At 73.0% G+C, this 13,612-nt stretch carries 13 protein-coding genes; 1 reads left to right on the top strand and 12 read right to left on the bottom strand.

Annotation, left to right across the window (positions count from 1 at the left end; genetic code table 11):
* Positions 1–66: 66 nt before the first annotated feature.
* The 3 genes from AAFN69_RS05310 to AAFN69_RS05300 form a co-directional block, all read right to left on the bottom strand.
* Positions 67–1,074, bottom strand: coding sequence for a ketoacyl-ACP synthase III (locus AAFN69_RS05310; RefSeq protein WP_347727093.1), 1,008 nt, complete (start codon positions 1,072–1,074; stop codon positions 67–69).
* A 44-nt stretch (positions 1,075–1,118) separates the two neighbouring features.
* Positions 1,119–2,072 carry an ACP S-malonyltransferase gene (locus AAFN69_RS05305; protein WP_347727092.1) on the bottom strand — a complete coding sequence of 318 codons (954 nt, stop codon included), beginning with the start codon at positions 2,070–2,072 and terminating at the stop codon, positions 1,119–1,121.
* Between the two features lie 89 nt (positions 2,073–2,161).
* On the bottom strand, positions 2,162–3,346 hold the full coding sequence (locus tag AAFN69_RS05300) for a helix-turn-helix domain-containing protein (RefSeq protein ID WP_347727091.1): 1,185 nt from the start codon (positions 3,344–3,346) through the stop codon (positions 2,162–2,164).
* A 117-nt stretch (positions 3,347–3,463) separates the two neighbouring features.
* Between AAFN69_RS05300 and AAFN69_RS05295 the strand changes: the two genes are divergently transcribed.
* A complete protein-coding gene (locus tag AAFN69_RS05295) occupies positions 3,464–4,123 on the top strand; it encodes a pirin family protein (RefSeq protein WP_347727090.1) in 660 nt (219 codons plus the stop codon).
* A 28-nt stretch (positions 4,124–4,151) separates the two neighbouring features.
* On the opposite strand, the gene AAFN69_RS05290 is transcribed toward AAFN69_RS05295, so the two are convergent.
* From AAFN69_RS05290 to AAFN69_RS05250, 9 genes are all read right to left on the bottom strand, one after another.
* Positions 4,152–4,979: a serine hydrolase domain-containing protein gene (locus tag AAFN69_RS05290; protein ID WP_347727089.1), complete on the bottom strand. Its 828-nt coding sequence runs from the start codon at positions 4,977–4,979 to the stop codon at positions 4,152–4,154.
* Positions 4,980–4,996: 17 nt separating this feature from the next.
* A complete protein-coding gene (locus AAFN69_RS05285; RefSeq protein ID WP_347727088.1) occupies positions 4,997–5,497 on the bottom strand; it encodes a GNAT family N-acetyltransferase in 501 nt (166 codons plus the stop codon).
* Between the two features lie 1,018 nt (positions 5,498–6,515).
* A complete protein-coding gene (locus AAFN69_RS05280) occupies positions 6,516–7,748 on the bottom strand; it encodes an acyltransferase (RefSeq protein ID WP_347727087.1) in 1,233 nt (410 codons plus the stop codon).
* On the bottom strand, positions 7,745–8,779 hold the full coding sequence (locus AAFN69_RS05275; protein ID WP_347727086.1) for an alpha/beta hydrolase: 1,035 nt from the start codon (positions 8,777–8,779) through the stop codon (positions 7,745–7,747). The genes AAFN69_RS05280 and AAFN69_RS05275 overlap by 4 nt, the downstream gene beginning before the upstream one ends.
* Positions 8,780–8,911: 132 nt before the next feature.
* Positions 8,912–9,589 carry a response regulator transcription factor gene (locus tag AAFN69_RS05270; protein WP_347727085.1) on the bottom strand — a complete coding sequence of 226 codons (678 nt, stop codon included), beginning with the start codon at positions 9,587–9,589 and terminating at the stop codon, positions 8,912–8,914.
* Positions 9,586–10,899, bottom strand: a complete 1,314-nt coding sequence (locus AAFN69_RS05265; RefSeq protein ID WP_347727084.1) for a sensor histidine kinase — start codon at positions 10,897–10,899, stop codon at positions 9,586–9,588. The genes AAFN69_RS05270 and AAFN69_RS05265 overlap by 4 nt, the downstream gene beginning before the upstream one ends.
* A 37-nt stretch (positions 10,900–10,936) precedes the next feature.
* On the bottom strand, positions 10,937–12,256 hold the full coding sequence (locus tag AAFN69_RS05260) for a tetratricopeptide repeat protein (protein ID WP_347727083.1): 1,320 nt from the start codon (positions 12,254–12,256) through the stop codon (positions 10,937–10,939).
* Positions 12,253–12,597, bottom strand: coding sequence for a helix-turn-helix transcriptional regulator (locus AAFN69_RS05255; RefSeq protein ID WP_347727082.1), 345 nt, complete (start codon positions 12,595–12,597; stop codon positions 12,253–12,255). The genes AAFN69_RS05260 and AAFN69_RS05255 overlap by 4 nt, the downstream gene beginning before the upstream one ends.
* Before the next feature lie 118 nt (positions 12,598–12,715).
* Entirely contained in the window at positions 12,716–13,570 is an 855-nt protein-coding gene (locus AAFN69_RS05250) for a DUF4429 domain-containing protein (RefSeq protein ID WP_347727081.1), read from the bottom strand.
* Positions 13,571–13,612: the final 42 nt, after the last annotated feature.

The raw sequence follows: 13,612 nt of genomic DNA, 5'->3' as shown, positions 1-13,612 counted from the left end.
GTCCGGGAGGTCCGGCAGCCAGTCCAGAAAATCGGCCCGGGAATCCGGTCCGGAAGATCCGGTGACTCAGGGGAGGGTAACGACCGTTGCCGCGTAGACGAGACCCGCCCCGAAGCCGATGACGAGCGCCGTGTCGCCGCTCTTGGCCTGCCCGGTCGCCAGAAGCCGCTCCATGGCGAGCGGAATCGAGGCGGCCGAGGTGTTGCCGGTGGTCTCCACGTCACGGGCGACCGTGACGTGCTCCGGCAGCTTGAGAGTCTTCACCATCGAGTCGATGATCCGCATATTGGCCTGGTGCGGAATGAAGACATCCAGGTCGTCCGGGGTGATCCCGGCCGCTTCCAGCGCCTGCTGGGCGACCTTCGCCATCTCGAACACGGCCCAGCGGAAGACCGCCTGGCCCTCCTGGGTGATCGCAGGGAACTTCGCCGGCGCGCTGCCGCCGGCGCGGTAGTCCGTCCACGGCGCGGTCTGCGTGATGGTCTCGGACTTGTCGCCCTCCGAACCCCACACCGTGGGGCCGATCATCGGCTCCGTCGCGGGGCCCACGATCACGGCGCCGGCACCGTCACCGAAGAGGAAGGCGGTCGCCCGGTCCTCCAGGTCGGTCAGGTCGCTCAGCCGCTCCACCCCGATGACCAGCACATGCGTGGCCGAACCCTCGACCACCATGCTCTTGGCCAGGGTCAGCGCGTAGCCGAAGCCGGCGCAACCGGCCGAGACGTCGAAGGCGGCCGGCTTGACCGCGCCGATCCGGTCCGCGATCTCGGTGGCGACCGCCGGTGTCTGCTTGAAGTGCGAGACGGTGGCCACGATGACACCGTCGATCTGCTGCGGGGTGATCCCGGCGTCGGCGATGGCCTTGCCCGCGGCCTCGACCGACATCAGGCTCACGGTCTCCTCGTCGGAGGCCCAGTGACGGGTGGCGATGCCGGAGCGGGAGCGGATCCACTCGTCGGACGAGTCGATCTTCTCCAGGATCACGTCGTTCGGTACGACCCGGGTGGGACGGTAGCCGCCGACACCCATGATCCGCGCATAAGGGGCGCCCTTGCTCGGCTTGATCTTCGCCATGGTGCGCGTCTCCTTTTCTGGATTCTCTGGCTGCGTCGGCAGCGTCAGGCTGCTGGATTTCCGCCGGGGACGGCGTCGGCGGCGATGCCGGTGTGCTCGGCGATCAGCGCACGCGCCGCGTCGAGATCGGCCGGGGTCTTCAGCGCCAGGGTCTTCACGCCCGGCAGGGCGCGCTTGGCGATCCCGGTGAGGGTGCCGCCGGGGCAGACCTCGATCAGAGCGGTGACGCCCCGCTCCCGGAAGGTGTCCATGCACAGATCCCAGCGCACCGGATTGGCCACCTGGCCGACCAGCCGGGCGATCACCTCGGCGCCCGCGGAGACGACCGCGCCGTCCTTGTTCGAGACATACGTCAGCAGCGGGTCGGCGGGGCGCAGCTCGGCGGCGGCCCCTTCCAGGGTCGCGACCGCGGGCGCCATGTGCTCCGTGTGGAAGGCACCGGCCACCTTCAGCGCGATGACCCGCGCCTTCTCCGGCTTGTCCGCGGCGAGGGCGGCCAGCTGCTCCGCGGTGCCCGCGGCCACGATCTGACCCGCGCCGTTCACATTGGCGGCGGTCAGACCGAGCCCTTCGAGATGGGCCACGACCTGCTCCGGGTCACCGCCGAGCACGGCGGCCATCCCGGTCTCGGTCACGGCGGCGGCCTCGGCCATCGCCAGACCGCGGGTCCGCACGAAGCGCAGCGCGTCGGTCTCGTCCACGACACCGGCGAGCGCGGCGGCGGTGATCTCACCGACGCTGTGACCCGCGACGATGTCCGGACGGATGTCCGCACCGAGCGCGGACGCGCTGAGCAGTCCGGCGGCGACGAGCAGCGGCTGGGCCACGGCGGTGTCCCGGATCTCGTCCGCGTCCGCCTTGGTGCCGTAGTGGACGAGGTCGAGCCCGATGGCCTCGGACCACGCCTCGATGCGGCCCGACAGACCAGGAAGGTCGAGCCATGGAGTCAGGAAACCGGGCGTCTGAGCGCCTTGGCCAGGAGCGACGAGTACGAGCACTCTCACACTCTCTCTTGTGTACGGCCCTTACCGCCGGTGAGGACAGGGACGAAGAACCGTCAGGGGAATTGTCGGTGTTCCACAAAAGTCTATGACTGCTGATCTCCGTCGGCCAAGCGCCCGAGGATGAGGGCGATCCGCAGGGTGAAGGCGGAACGCACATCGGAGGGTGACCATCCGGTGACGTCAGTCACACGTCGTAGCCGGTAGCGCACGGTGTTGGGGTGAACAAAGAGCATTCGTGCCGCCCCTTCGAGGCTGCTCGCCTGCTCCAGATAGACGCTCAGGGTCTCCAGCAGGGCTGATCCCGCCTCTTCGAGCGGTCTGTAGATCTCCTCTACCAACTGCTCGCGGGCGGCAGGGTCGGCGGCGATGGCGCGCTCCGGCAGGAGATCGTCCGCGAGAACCGGCCGCGGCGCGTCCTGCCAGGCCGAGCACGCCTTGAGCCCGGCCGCGGCGGCCTGTGCCGACTTGGTGGCCGCCAGCAGATCGGGCACCACCGGACCGGCGACGACCGGCCCGGCCGCGTACGGGCCGATCAGGGCCTTGGCGACATGCAGCGGATTCTCGCTGCCGCCCGCGATGACCACCAGCCGGTCGCCCAGCACCCCGGTCAGCACCTGGAGCTTGGCATGGCGGGCCGCGCGCCGGATCGCCTCCACGGTCAGCTCGCTGTCCCCGTCGGGGGCGGTGCCGAGGATGACACTGACGTGTTCGGGGGAGTTCCAGCCGAGCGCGGCGGCCCGGGAGACCGCGCCCTCGTCGGCCTCCCCGGAGAGCACCGCGTTCACCACCAGGGACTCCAGCCGGGCGTCCCAGGCGCCGCGGGCCTCGGCGGCCTGCGCGTACACCTGGGCGGTGGCGAAGGCGATCTCCCGGGCGTAGACGAGCAGGGCCTCGCGCAGCACCGACTCGTCGCCCGGGGCGGCGACCTCCTCGATCGCCGTCTCCATGACCTCGATGGTCGTGCGGACCATCTCCACGGTCTGGCGCAGGGTGATCGCCCGGGTCAGTTCGCGCGGCGCCGTGCCGAAGACATCGGTGGAGATCGCCTGCGGAGTGTCCGGGTGCCGGAACCACTCGGTGAACGCGGCGATACCGGCCTGGGCTACCAGGCCGATCCACGACCGGTTCTCCGGTGGCATGGCCCGGTACCAGGGCAGTGTCTCGTCCATGCGCGCGATGGCGTTCGCGGCCAGCCGGCCGGACGACCGCTCCAGACGGCGCAGCGTCGCGGAGTGCGGGTGGGCGTCATTCGTTCCAGGTTCGGGCACGGGGACAAGAGTGCCTTATCCGGGCGGCGCGGCTGAGTGCCGGGGTTCACGGGGCGCCGCCGCGGGGGTGCGCGGACGAGTGGTCCGCTCCCGGCGCGCGGCGGCTACGGTGGGCGTGTGATCGACGTACGCCGCTCGGCCGACCGCTATCCGGGCGGTGAACCCGCAGAGGGCATCGAAACCCGGCACTCCTTCTCCTTCGGGCCCCACTACGACCCGGACAACCTCCGCTTCGGCGCGCTCATCGCCTGCAACGAGGAACGCCTCGCCCCCGGAGCGGGGTTCGCGGAGCATCCGCACAGCAACACCGAGATCGTCACCTGGGTGGTCGAGGGGGAACTCACCCACCGGGACTCCGCGGGACACGCCACCGTCGTGCGCCCCGGAGACGTGCAGCGGCTCGGTTCGGGCGCCGGAGTGCGCCATGTGGAGCGCAACGACGGCGGACTGCCCCTGGTCTTCGTGCAGATGTGGCTGATGCCCCGGGAGCCCGGGGGAGAGCCGGAGTACGAGGTCGTCCGCGGCCTCGCCGACGGTGTGCCGTACCCGCTCCCCGCGGCCGGCGCGGTGCTCCGGGTGCACCGGCTCGCCGCCGGCGGCACGCTGTCGCTGCCGGACGCCCCGGCGGTCCATCTCCAGGTGGTGCGCGGCGGGGTACGGCTCGGGGACACGGAGCTCGGGCCCGGCGACGCGGCGCGGATCACCGGCGGGGAGCCCGTGCCACCGGTGACCGCCGGACCGGCGGCGGAGATCCTGGTCTGGGAGATGTCCGGCTGAGTCCGGGAGATGTCCGGCTGACGGGCCCTCAGGCCGCGCGGCGCAGCTCCGCGAGCACCGCGTCCGTGAACACCGGCCACACCTCGGCCGCCCAGGGGCCGAACGGCCGGTCGGTGAGAGCGACACACGCCGCGCCGGCGTCCGGGTCGACCCAGAGAAACGTACCCGACTGGCCGAAATGACCGAAGGTGCGCGGCGACGAGGCGGAGCCCGTCCAGTGCGGGGACTTGCCGTCGCGGATCTCGAAGCCGAGACCCCAGTCGTTCGGACGCTGCCTGCCATAGCCCGGCAGCAGCCCGTCCAAGCCGGGATGAACCACCGTCATCGCCTCCAGCACCGTCCGAGGGTCCAGCAGCCGGGGCGCCTGCACCTCGGCCGCGAACCGGGCGAGATCACCGGCGGTCGACACCGCGTCCTTCGCTGCCGAGCCCTCCAGCGAGGTCGCCGTCATGCCCAGCGGCTCCAGCACCGCCTGGCGCAGATACTCGCCGAACGGGATGTCGGCCGCCTTCGCGACATGGTCGGCGAGAACCTCGAAACCGGCGTTGGAGTAGACCCGGCGGGTGCCGGGCTCCGCGGTCACCCTCTGCTCGTCGAAAGCGAGACCCGAGGTGTGCGCCAGCAGATGCCGGACAGTGGACCCGGGCGGTCCGGCCGGCTCGTCCAGCTCCACCGCGCCCTCCTCGTACGCCACGAGCACCGCGTACGCGGCCAGCGGCTTGGTGACCGAGGCCAGCGGGAAACGGTGCCCGGTCGCCCCGCGGGTGCCGGCGACGGTGCCGTCCGCGCGGACGACGGCCGCCGCCGCGGTCGGTACCGGCCAGTTCTCGATCAGTGCGAGGCTCTCCATGGACATGAGCCTAAGCGCTCGGCTCAGCGGGCCGCCGGGAGGGTGAGCCGCATCGCCGGGTCGGGGGTACGGGTGAAGCCGAGGGCGGCGTAGAGCGGTTCGCCCTCGGGCGAGGCATGCAGATCGATCCTGCTCACACCCTGTGTGCGGAACCACTCCACCAGCGCCTCCAGGCACGCGCGGGAGTGGCCCCGGCGCCGTGCGTCAGGGTCGGTGGCCACGCTGAACACATACCCGAAGAGGCCGTGCGGATTCCCCGGACCGGCGAGCCGGTGCGCGATGGTGCCGACCGCGCAGGCGGCGAGCCCGGCCGGCGACCCGCCGGGCCGGTCGATCACGAAGGCGGCGATGTCGGCGCCGGGGTCGGCGAGTCTGCTCCGCAGATCGGCGACGCCGTTCGCCCGCCAGTCGGTGCCCGGAGGATCCTCGCCGAGCTGGCGCGGAGGGAGGGAGTCGATCATCACCTCGCGGAGGCGGATCAGTTCCTCGGCGTCGGAGGGGGCGGCGCGGCGTGCTTGTTGCATGAACTCCAGTCTGGATCCGGGCCGTCCGGGACACCACCCCTTTTAGCCGGACCCCGGGGTGGCTTGTCCGGGGCTCGGCCCCGGGGTTGGCGCGGCTGCCTCCGGCGGGGCTGTTGTTGGTGCGGGTTGCCCGTTTGCTCGGGCTGGGTGCTTGTGTGTGCGGGTTGGGTGCCGCTCCGGTTCGGTACTGGGGCTGCATGATTTACGGCGCGGTCACCCGGTCTTGTTTTGTTCGCCCGGGTTTGCGCCACAAATCACGCTTGATGCCCCAGTACCGCTCCTGCGCGTCCCCCTTTCCGCGAGTGACCCCAGTGCGTGATCACAGTGCTTTCGCCGTCCGTGCGTTCCGCGTCGGTTTCACAAGGCGGGGAACCCCGCTCCGGAAGGTCACCCAAGGGGTGGGTGGGTGATGGGCGTCAGAGTGGGCGGGTGCTTCTGGGCGGGCGCTGCCGTACCGGAAACAGGCGGCTTGCGATCGGGGGCCGCTTATCGGGCGATGCTCGTGGAGGGGGTGTGCAGGGTCGTCCCCGGAAGAGCCGGCGGTAAGACCGGGGTGATCAGTGCAAGCGGGCCGGTTTCCGCCGGCTCTGAGGAGTCGAGCCCGGAGGGCCACACAAGGCGGACGCGACACCGCCCCCACACCCGCCCGCACCAGCGAACGAGAGCAAGCAAAATCAAGCCTCGCTGGGGGTACCTCCCAGGCGAAGCTCTGGGGGAGTTTGAGGCGCCGGGTCCGGGGCGGAGCCCCGGGAAAGCACCCGCACCACGGGACCCCGAACAACACAGGGCACGAGGCGCACAAGAAGAGCCCCACACCCCGGGACCCCGAACAACACAGGCGACGATGCGACACCGCCCACGCACCGGCCCGCACCCGCGAACGAGGGCGAGCAAAATTCAGCCCCGCCGGAGGCAGCCGCGCCGGGTTCGGGGCGGAGCCCCGGAAAGGCACCCGCACCACGGGCAGAGGCGCACCACACTCCGCCCCGCCGGAGGCACCCGGGCCACCGGGGTGGGGTCACGACAGGCCCAGTGCGAAGGCGGTGAAGCACGCCGCCAGCACCCCCGCCCCCGCCCGCCGCGCCCGCGCGGCCGTCGTGTCCGATGGCCAGGGGGACTCGAGGACGCGGGCGTACCGGCCGATCAGGGTCAGCAGCAGGGCGAAGACCGGCAGCCAGGCGATCCTGGCGAGGATCCAGCCGAGGCTGTCGGGCGCGGTGGTCAGGCCCGCGAGGGGGGTGGTGAAGGAAGCGGGGACGGCGGCGGCCAGCATCGCCGTCTGGTGCCAGCACAGGATGGTCATCGCGGAGAGGTTGATGATCACCACCGGGGCCCAGAGCGCGGGGCGCGCCAGCAGGCGGGTGATCCGGTCGCGGAGGAGGATCGCCGCGCCGCTCTGGGCCGCGGCGAGGGCGAGGACCAGGAGCGACGGCGGGTGGGAGTTGGTGCGGGCCTCGCCCGGGACGCCGACCATCGACGCGGGGTAGTGGAAGAGGAGCAGCAGCGCGGCGAAGAGCGCGGTGCCGCCGATGAGCAGGATCCGGGCATGGCGGCGGGTGAGGCGGCCCCCGGCCCACGCGGTGCCGAGCTGGTAGGCGAAGAGCCAGCCGGGCAGCAGGTTGAGCAGGCTCAGCCAGGACGGTGCGGAGTCGGCCCAGGGCCCGTACCGCAGGAAGTCCACCACGGCGACCGAGCCGAGGAGCGGCGCGGCGGACCAGGGGCCCAGGGCGCGCGCGGCGCGTACGCAGAGGGGGGTCAGCGCGGTGATCACCGCGTAGACACCGACGAACCAGAGCGGCTGGATGACCAGGGTCGATCCGGTGCGCAGGGTGGTCTCGGGAACCCCGGCCGCGGAGAGCGCCGCGATCAGCGCGGCCCAGACGGCGGTGACGCCGATCACCGGCCGGCCCAGCCGGGCCAGGCGCCGCCGGATCCAGTGCGCGGTGGAGCCGGTGTGCCGGCTGAGGGAGAGGGCCGAGGCGTAGCCGCCGACGAGGAAGAAGATGCCCAGCATCTGGAGCACCCAGCTCATGGGGGCGAGGAAGCCGAAGGAGGAGAGCGGGCTGGCGTTGCGGAGCGCGCCGTCGTCGCCGAGGGTGAAGCCGCCGAGGAGCCAGTGCCCGAGCGGGACGGCGAGCAGGGCGATGGCGCGCAGCCCGTCGATGGCGCGCTCCCGGTGCGCGGGGGTGCGGGCGTCGATCTTCGCGGCGAGGGAGGCGAGGCGTCCGCCCGGCGATGTCGTGGCGGTCACTTGGCGTCTCCCGCGGCGATGGCGGCGAAGACGCGGAGCGACTCGGAGCCGGGGGCGAAGTAGCCGGTGTGGCCGCCCGCCCCGCCGGTCGGTACGCGCCGGGCCCCGAACGCCGGGTCGGCCGGGTCATTGCCGTGGCCGAGTCCGAGGAGTTCGACGTTGGGGACCTTGGAGATCCAGTCGGAGGGGTGTCTGGCCGCCCAAACCCGGGCGCTGGTGCCCAGGTCCGCGGCGGAGTCGGCGCGCATTCCGGGGGAGCCCAGGGCGACGATCTCGGAGGCGTCCGCCTTCTTCGCCGCGAGGCCGCAGACCACGGAGCCATAGCTGTGGCAGAAGAGTGCCGGGGCGGCCTTGCCGGTGGCCGTCAGCCCCCGGGTGAAGCGTGCCAGGCGTACGGCGCCGGCCTCGGCGAGCGTGCCGCCGGCCGCGTCCGGGCCGATCCCGACCGGGGTGGTGTAGCCGGCCCAGGCGATGACCGCGGTGCGGTCCCCGGTGGCGGCCCGCAGGGACTCGGCCATTCCGGCCAGGGTGCCGCGGCGGTTGTTCCGCCGGTCGAAGGTGCCGGCGTCGATGTCGGCGCCGGGCACGATGACCGCCACCCGGCGGGCCCGCTCCAGGTCCCCGTACACCTGGGCGACCTGTCCGCGTCCGCGGGGGTCGAAGGCGAGGATCCGGCGGCCGGGCTCGGCGAGCCGGGCGAAGGGGGTGCCGCGGACCGCGAGGGCGTTGGCCCGGTAGCGCAGGGCGGCGGGCGCGCCGTCCAGGTTGCCGACGATCAGGGGGTGGCGCCGGGCCAGCCGGTCGCGCTCTCCGGCGCCGATGGTCCGGAAGAAGGCGGCGATGTCGGCGGGGCGGGCCCGCTCGGGGTCGGGCAGCGCCCGGCCGAGCGAGCGGTCGGCCCGCCATTCGGCGGCTCCCGGCGGCGCTCCCGTGACCGGCTGTTGCGCGTTCCCGGAGGCCCATCCCGCGGTACCGGTGATCATGCCGGCGGCGAGCGCGGCGGCCACCAGAGTCCTCTTGCAGCGGCGCATCTGCCCGCCCCTTCCCCTGCGTCGTTGTGACGGGAGGAAGGTAGGAAGAGGGCGGGTGCGGGGGCGTCACACCGGGGAGCGGGATCGGATGCCGGACCGGGGTGGCAGGAGGTGCTACCCCGGTAGGGGGTGTCACGCCGAGCCGGGGCGCACCAGGCCCGACTCGTACGCGAAGATCACCGCCTGCGCGCGGTCGCGCAGGTCCAGCTTGGCCAGGACCCGGCCGATATGGGTCTTCACCGTCTGTTCGGCCACCACCAGCCCCGCCGCGATCTCCTGGTTCGACAGGCCCCGGGCGATCAGTTCGAGTACTTCCGTCTCCCTCGGCGTCAGGCCCTTCAGCCGCAGCGAGGGGTCCTTCCGCGGGGCGGGGCGCTGGGCCGCGAAGTCGGCGATCAGCCGGCGGGTCACCGAGGGGGCCAGCAGGGCCTCGCCCGCCGCCACCACCCGTACCGCGCCGATCAGATCCGCCGGCGGGGCGTCCTTCAGCAGAAAGCCCGACGCGCCCGCGCGCAGCGCCTCGTAGACATAGTCGTCCACGTCGAAGGTGGTCAGCATCAGGACCTTCGGCACATGGATCACGCCGATCGGCGGCCGGAGGATCTCCCGGGCCGCCGCGAGACCGTCCATCTCCGGCATCCGCACATCCATCAGCACCACGTCCGGGTGTGTGGACCGGGCGATCTCCACCCCGGCGCGGCCGTCCGGCGCCTCGCCCACCACATCGATGTCCGCCTGCGCGGAGAGCAGCGCGGCGAAGCCCGCCCGCACCATGGCCTGGTCGTCGACGATGATCACGCGGATGGTCACGCGCCGTCCCCCCGGGTCGCGGGCGTCTCGACGGGCAGACGCGCGGCCACCCGGAAACCGCCGTCCGGCAGCGGACCGGTGTCCAGCGTGCCACCCGTCAACCGTACGCGTTCGCGCATGCCGATCAGCCCGTGACCGGTCCCGGTGGTCTCCAGCGGCGAATCAGGGGCGTCGGCCGGGCCGTTGACCACCAGCACCACCACCTCGCCCCGGTCCACCGTCACCGACACCCGGGTCACCGCGCCCGGCGCGTGCCGCACCACATTGGCCAGTGCCTCCTGCACGATCCGGTACGCGGAGAGGTCCACCGCCTGCGGTACGGCCCCGCTCACCGCGTCCGCGCTCAGCGACAGCTCGGCCGGCAGCCCCGCCCGTACCGTCGCCTCCACGAGCTGCTGCAACCGGGAGAGGCCGGGCTGCGGGGTCAGTTCCCCCTCCGTGCCGTCGCTGCGCAGTACGGTCAGCAGCCGCCGCATCTCGGTCAGCGACTCCCGGGCCGCCGCCGCGATCGCGGTGAACTCCTCGCGCGCGGCGTCCGGCAGCCCCTCGATCCGGTACGGGGCGGAATCGGCCTGCACGGTGATCACGGACATGTGGTGGGCGACGACGTCATGGAGCTCGCGGGCGATCCGGGTGCGTTCCTCCAGCAGGGTGCGCCGGGCGCGTTCGGCGACGCTGATGTTCTCCTGGACGGTCAGCTTCCGCTGGGCGTCGCCGCGCTCCCGCAGCGCGCCGGTGACGACCAGCACCACCGCGCTGAGGACCGGGAGCAGGATCCAGGTGCCTCCGTCGTTGAGGTCCTTGCGGAGCTCGGCGATGCCGAGCCCGGCGAGTGTGGTGACGATCCAGACCGCCAGCAGGGTGCGGCGGGTCTCGCGCAGGCCGAGGCAGCCCATCAGCAGCAGATAGCCGACGATGATCATCGGGGTCCACGGCCAGGGCAGACCCGTGGCGGTGCCGTTGGCGCCGATGAGCGCCAGCGCCCCGATCACATCCGCGGGGAAGATGATCCACCACGCCTGGAGCGGCCGGGTGACGGCGAGCAGCAGCGGCACGGTCTGCGCCACGGCCAGCGCCCCGGAGGCGGCGCCGCCCAGCTCGTAGAGGTTGATCAGGACGGCCGTGGTGACCGGCAGCAGCGCGGCGACCGCCACGAACAGCAGGGCGTACGGGAACAGCCGCATCCACCGCTCCCGGGCGTCGCCGAGGAGGGGGGTGGGCGGGTGGGAGGGCGTGCGGAGGGAGTCCGCGAGGAGCCGCAGCTGCTCGCGGCCGGATTGCCACAGGAGTGGCCGGGGTGACTGAGACATCGCACGGCCAGCGTAGGCAGCCGCGCCCGCGGCGGCGTCATACCCCGGGACCGGGTGCGGGTCGTACTCCGGTATCCCGTGCGGCCGGCTCTCCGCCGAGTGTGCCGAGCCACCGGCGGGTGTCGCGGGTGCGGGGATGGCCGGGGCCTTGGCTTCCCGTCTGCGCCCGCGCGATGCGGCGGAGGGTGCGCAGGGCCCTGCGGCGGGCGATGCCGCCGGTGCGGGACGGCATCAGCGCACGGGCGACGGCGAGGTATTTGCGGGTCTCCAGGGTGTCCGGGTGGCGGGCTCCCAGAACCCGCCGGCGGTCGGCCAGCAGCGGGCGGAGCACTTCGCGGGCCCGTTCTCCCTCCCCGGACAGCACGAGCATCTTCCCCATGGAGTGCCGGGCGTCGAGGGTGTCGGGGTGGCGGGGGCCCAGCCTGCGCAGCCGGGAGGCGATGACCGAGTGGTAGCCGTTCTCGGCCTCGGGCCGCCGGCCCTGGCGGAAGAGTGTCCAGGAGAGCATGCAGTGGATGTGCAGCCGCAGCGGCGCGGCGCTCGGCGGCACCCGCGCCGCGAGGGAGCGGAATTCGGCCTCGGCCTCCCGGGGCCTGCCCTCGCGCAGCAGCGCCCAGCCCAGCAGCCGGCGCGTCGGGAATGTCCCGGGGGTGCCGGGGCCGAGGATCCGTGCCTCGTCCGCGGCGAGTTCGCGCAGCAGCGCCTCGGCCCGCCGGGAGTCGCCGAGCTGGAGCAGTGCGTGGGCGTGGGCCCGGCGTATGCCGAGACCGGCGGGGTGGTCGGGGTGGAGACTCCCGGCCAGTGGCCGGGCGGCCTCGGCGAGGCTCCGGGCCGTTGTCTCGTCCCGGTCGTCGATGTACGCCTCACAGGCGTCCGCGGTGGCGGTGAGGAGCCGGGCCGCGACATCGCGGTCGAGTGCGCCGGCCGGGTGCCGGAGCATGTCGTGGAGCCGTGCGGTCAGCTCTCCGAACGCTCTGCGCCGGGCCGGGGAGAGCGCGCGGATGTCCTCGAAGCCCGCCAGGGAGGGAGGGGTGACCGCGGTGAGCGCCTCGGCCATCTGCCTGCCCCCGCCTCTCAGCCACAGGGACAGCGCGAGGCGGGTGGCCTCCGTCAGCCGGGTGAGCGGTCCGGTCGCCTCGTCGCCCAGGATGTGGTGGACCTCCGGTAACCAGGTCTCCTCGTGGATCTCGGTGCGCAGCTCCGCCGGCAACTGACGGGCGGCCAGCCGGAGGATCAGGAAGGGCAGATGGAGGAGACGGGCCCGGATCTCCTGGCTGAGCAGATCGGACACGACGAGGCCGGCGGCCGTCCCCAGCAGGGCGACAACGGCGCCGGCCATGGCGGCGGCTGTGTTCACAGCGCCTCCCCGCCCGGCAGCGGGACGCCCCGGATGCCCCGGGCGGGCGGCGGGCGCAGCTGCTCGCTGAGCGCCGCCAGTTCGAGCCGGGCGGCCGCGATCCCGCCGGGACTGAGCCGGTACATGCGCCGAGGGGGGCGGCCGGCCGCGGACGGGTCGACGTCCTCTTCCTCTTTGATCAGCCAGCCGGCCGCCTGGAGCCGGGCGGCGATCGGGTAGAGCTTCCCGCTGGGGAAGCCGGTCACTCGCATGAGTTCGTAGCCGTAGCGGGGCTGCGAGGGGTCTTCGAGAAAGACCCGCAACACCTTCGCCACGGCGACGGTCATTCGCACAGAGGCCATGGGTAAGAGTTTTACATAGGGGTACGGATGGCCGCCAGGGTCCGGGGCCGTCCGCCGGACGGGCCGGGGCGGGGGCGGTGCGGCCGTCCCCGCCCAACGGGAGCCGAGAGCCCGGAACTCAGAGCTCGGCCAGCAACTCCGCCTTCTTCGAGCTGAACTCGTCGTCCGTCACCAGCCCGGCCAGGTGCAGCTCGCCGAGGTGCCGGATCCGCTCCGCTATGTCCGCGGGGTCGCGGCGGCCGGTGTGCAGCGCGGGCACCGGGGCCGCGCCCGACTTCCGGACCGACTCCAGTACCGCCGCCGCGAACGGCAGCGATTCGTGCACCGGACCGCTGCGGAGCCCGAAGAGCACCGCCGCCGGGTCCTTGTCGGCCTGCGGCGGCCCGTCCTGCCCGGACCGGCGCAGCAGCCGCAGATATCCGTCCATGGCCTCCGGCGAACGCCATTCGACGCCGCTCAGCTCGCCCACCGCGAAGCTCTGGTCGCCCGCCTTCCACTTCGCGGACGAGGCGCCCGTCCAGGACCAGCGGAAATCCACCCGCTTGCCGTCGAACGACGCCCTGCCGTCGTACGCCTTGAAGTTCAGCGGCGCGCTGGGCGCGGCGACGGTGTAGTGGTCGGCGGGCCGGCCGGCGTCCGGGGGCAGCAGGGCGCGCAGTTCGTCGGCGTAGTACTCGGCGAGGGTCTCCCGCTGGGCCGGGAGCACCAGCCGGTAGGGGTCGCACTCCTGCTTCAGCTGCCCGGCCGCCGCCTCCATCAGCGGATCCGCGCCGGATCTGGGTGCCATGCGCAGCACCGAGGTCCCCCGCTTGCCCGGGGAGAGTGTCACCGACGCCAGTGCCTCGTGGGGGATGCGGCGCTCGCGGAGCGCCTGAAGCAGTTTCGGCGTGCGGTGTCCCCGTTCAAAGCGGATGAGCACGGAGTCGGACTCGAACTCCCATGTGGCTTGAATTCCGGCCAGTACATCACCCATACACATCATCGTAGGCGGCCCGGGCCCGCGCGTCGCCCCTCT

Origin of the sequence: Streptomyces sp. CAU 1734 (genome assembly GCF_039888735.1) — a bacterium.
GTDB lineage: Bacteria > Actinomycetota > Actinomycetes > Streptomycetales > Streptomycetaceae > Streptomyces.
Note: the sequence above shows the minus strand (reverse complement) of the source record. Positions and strands in the feature narration are given on the sequence as shown.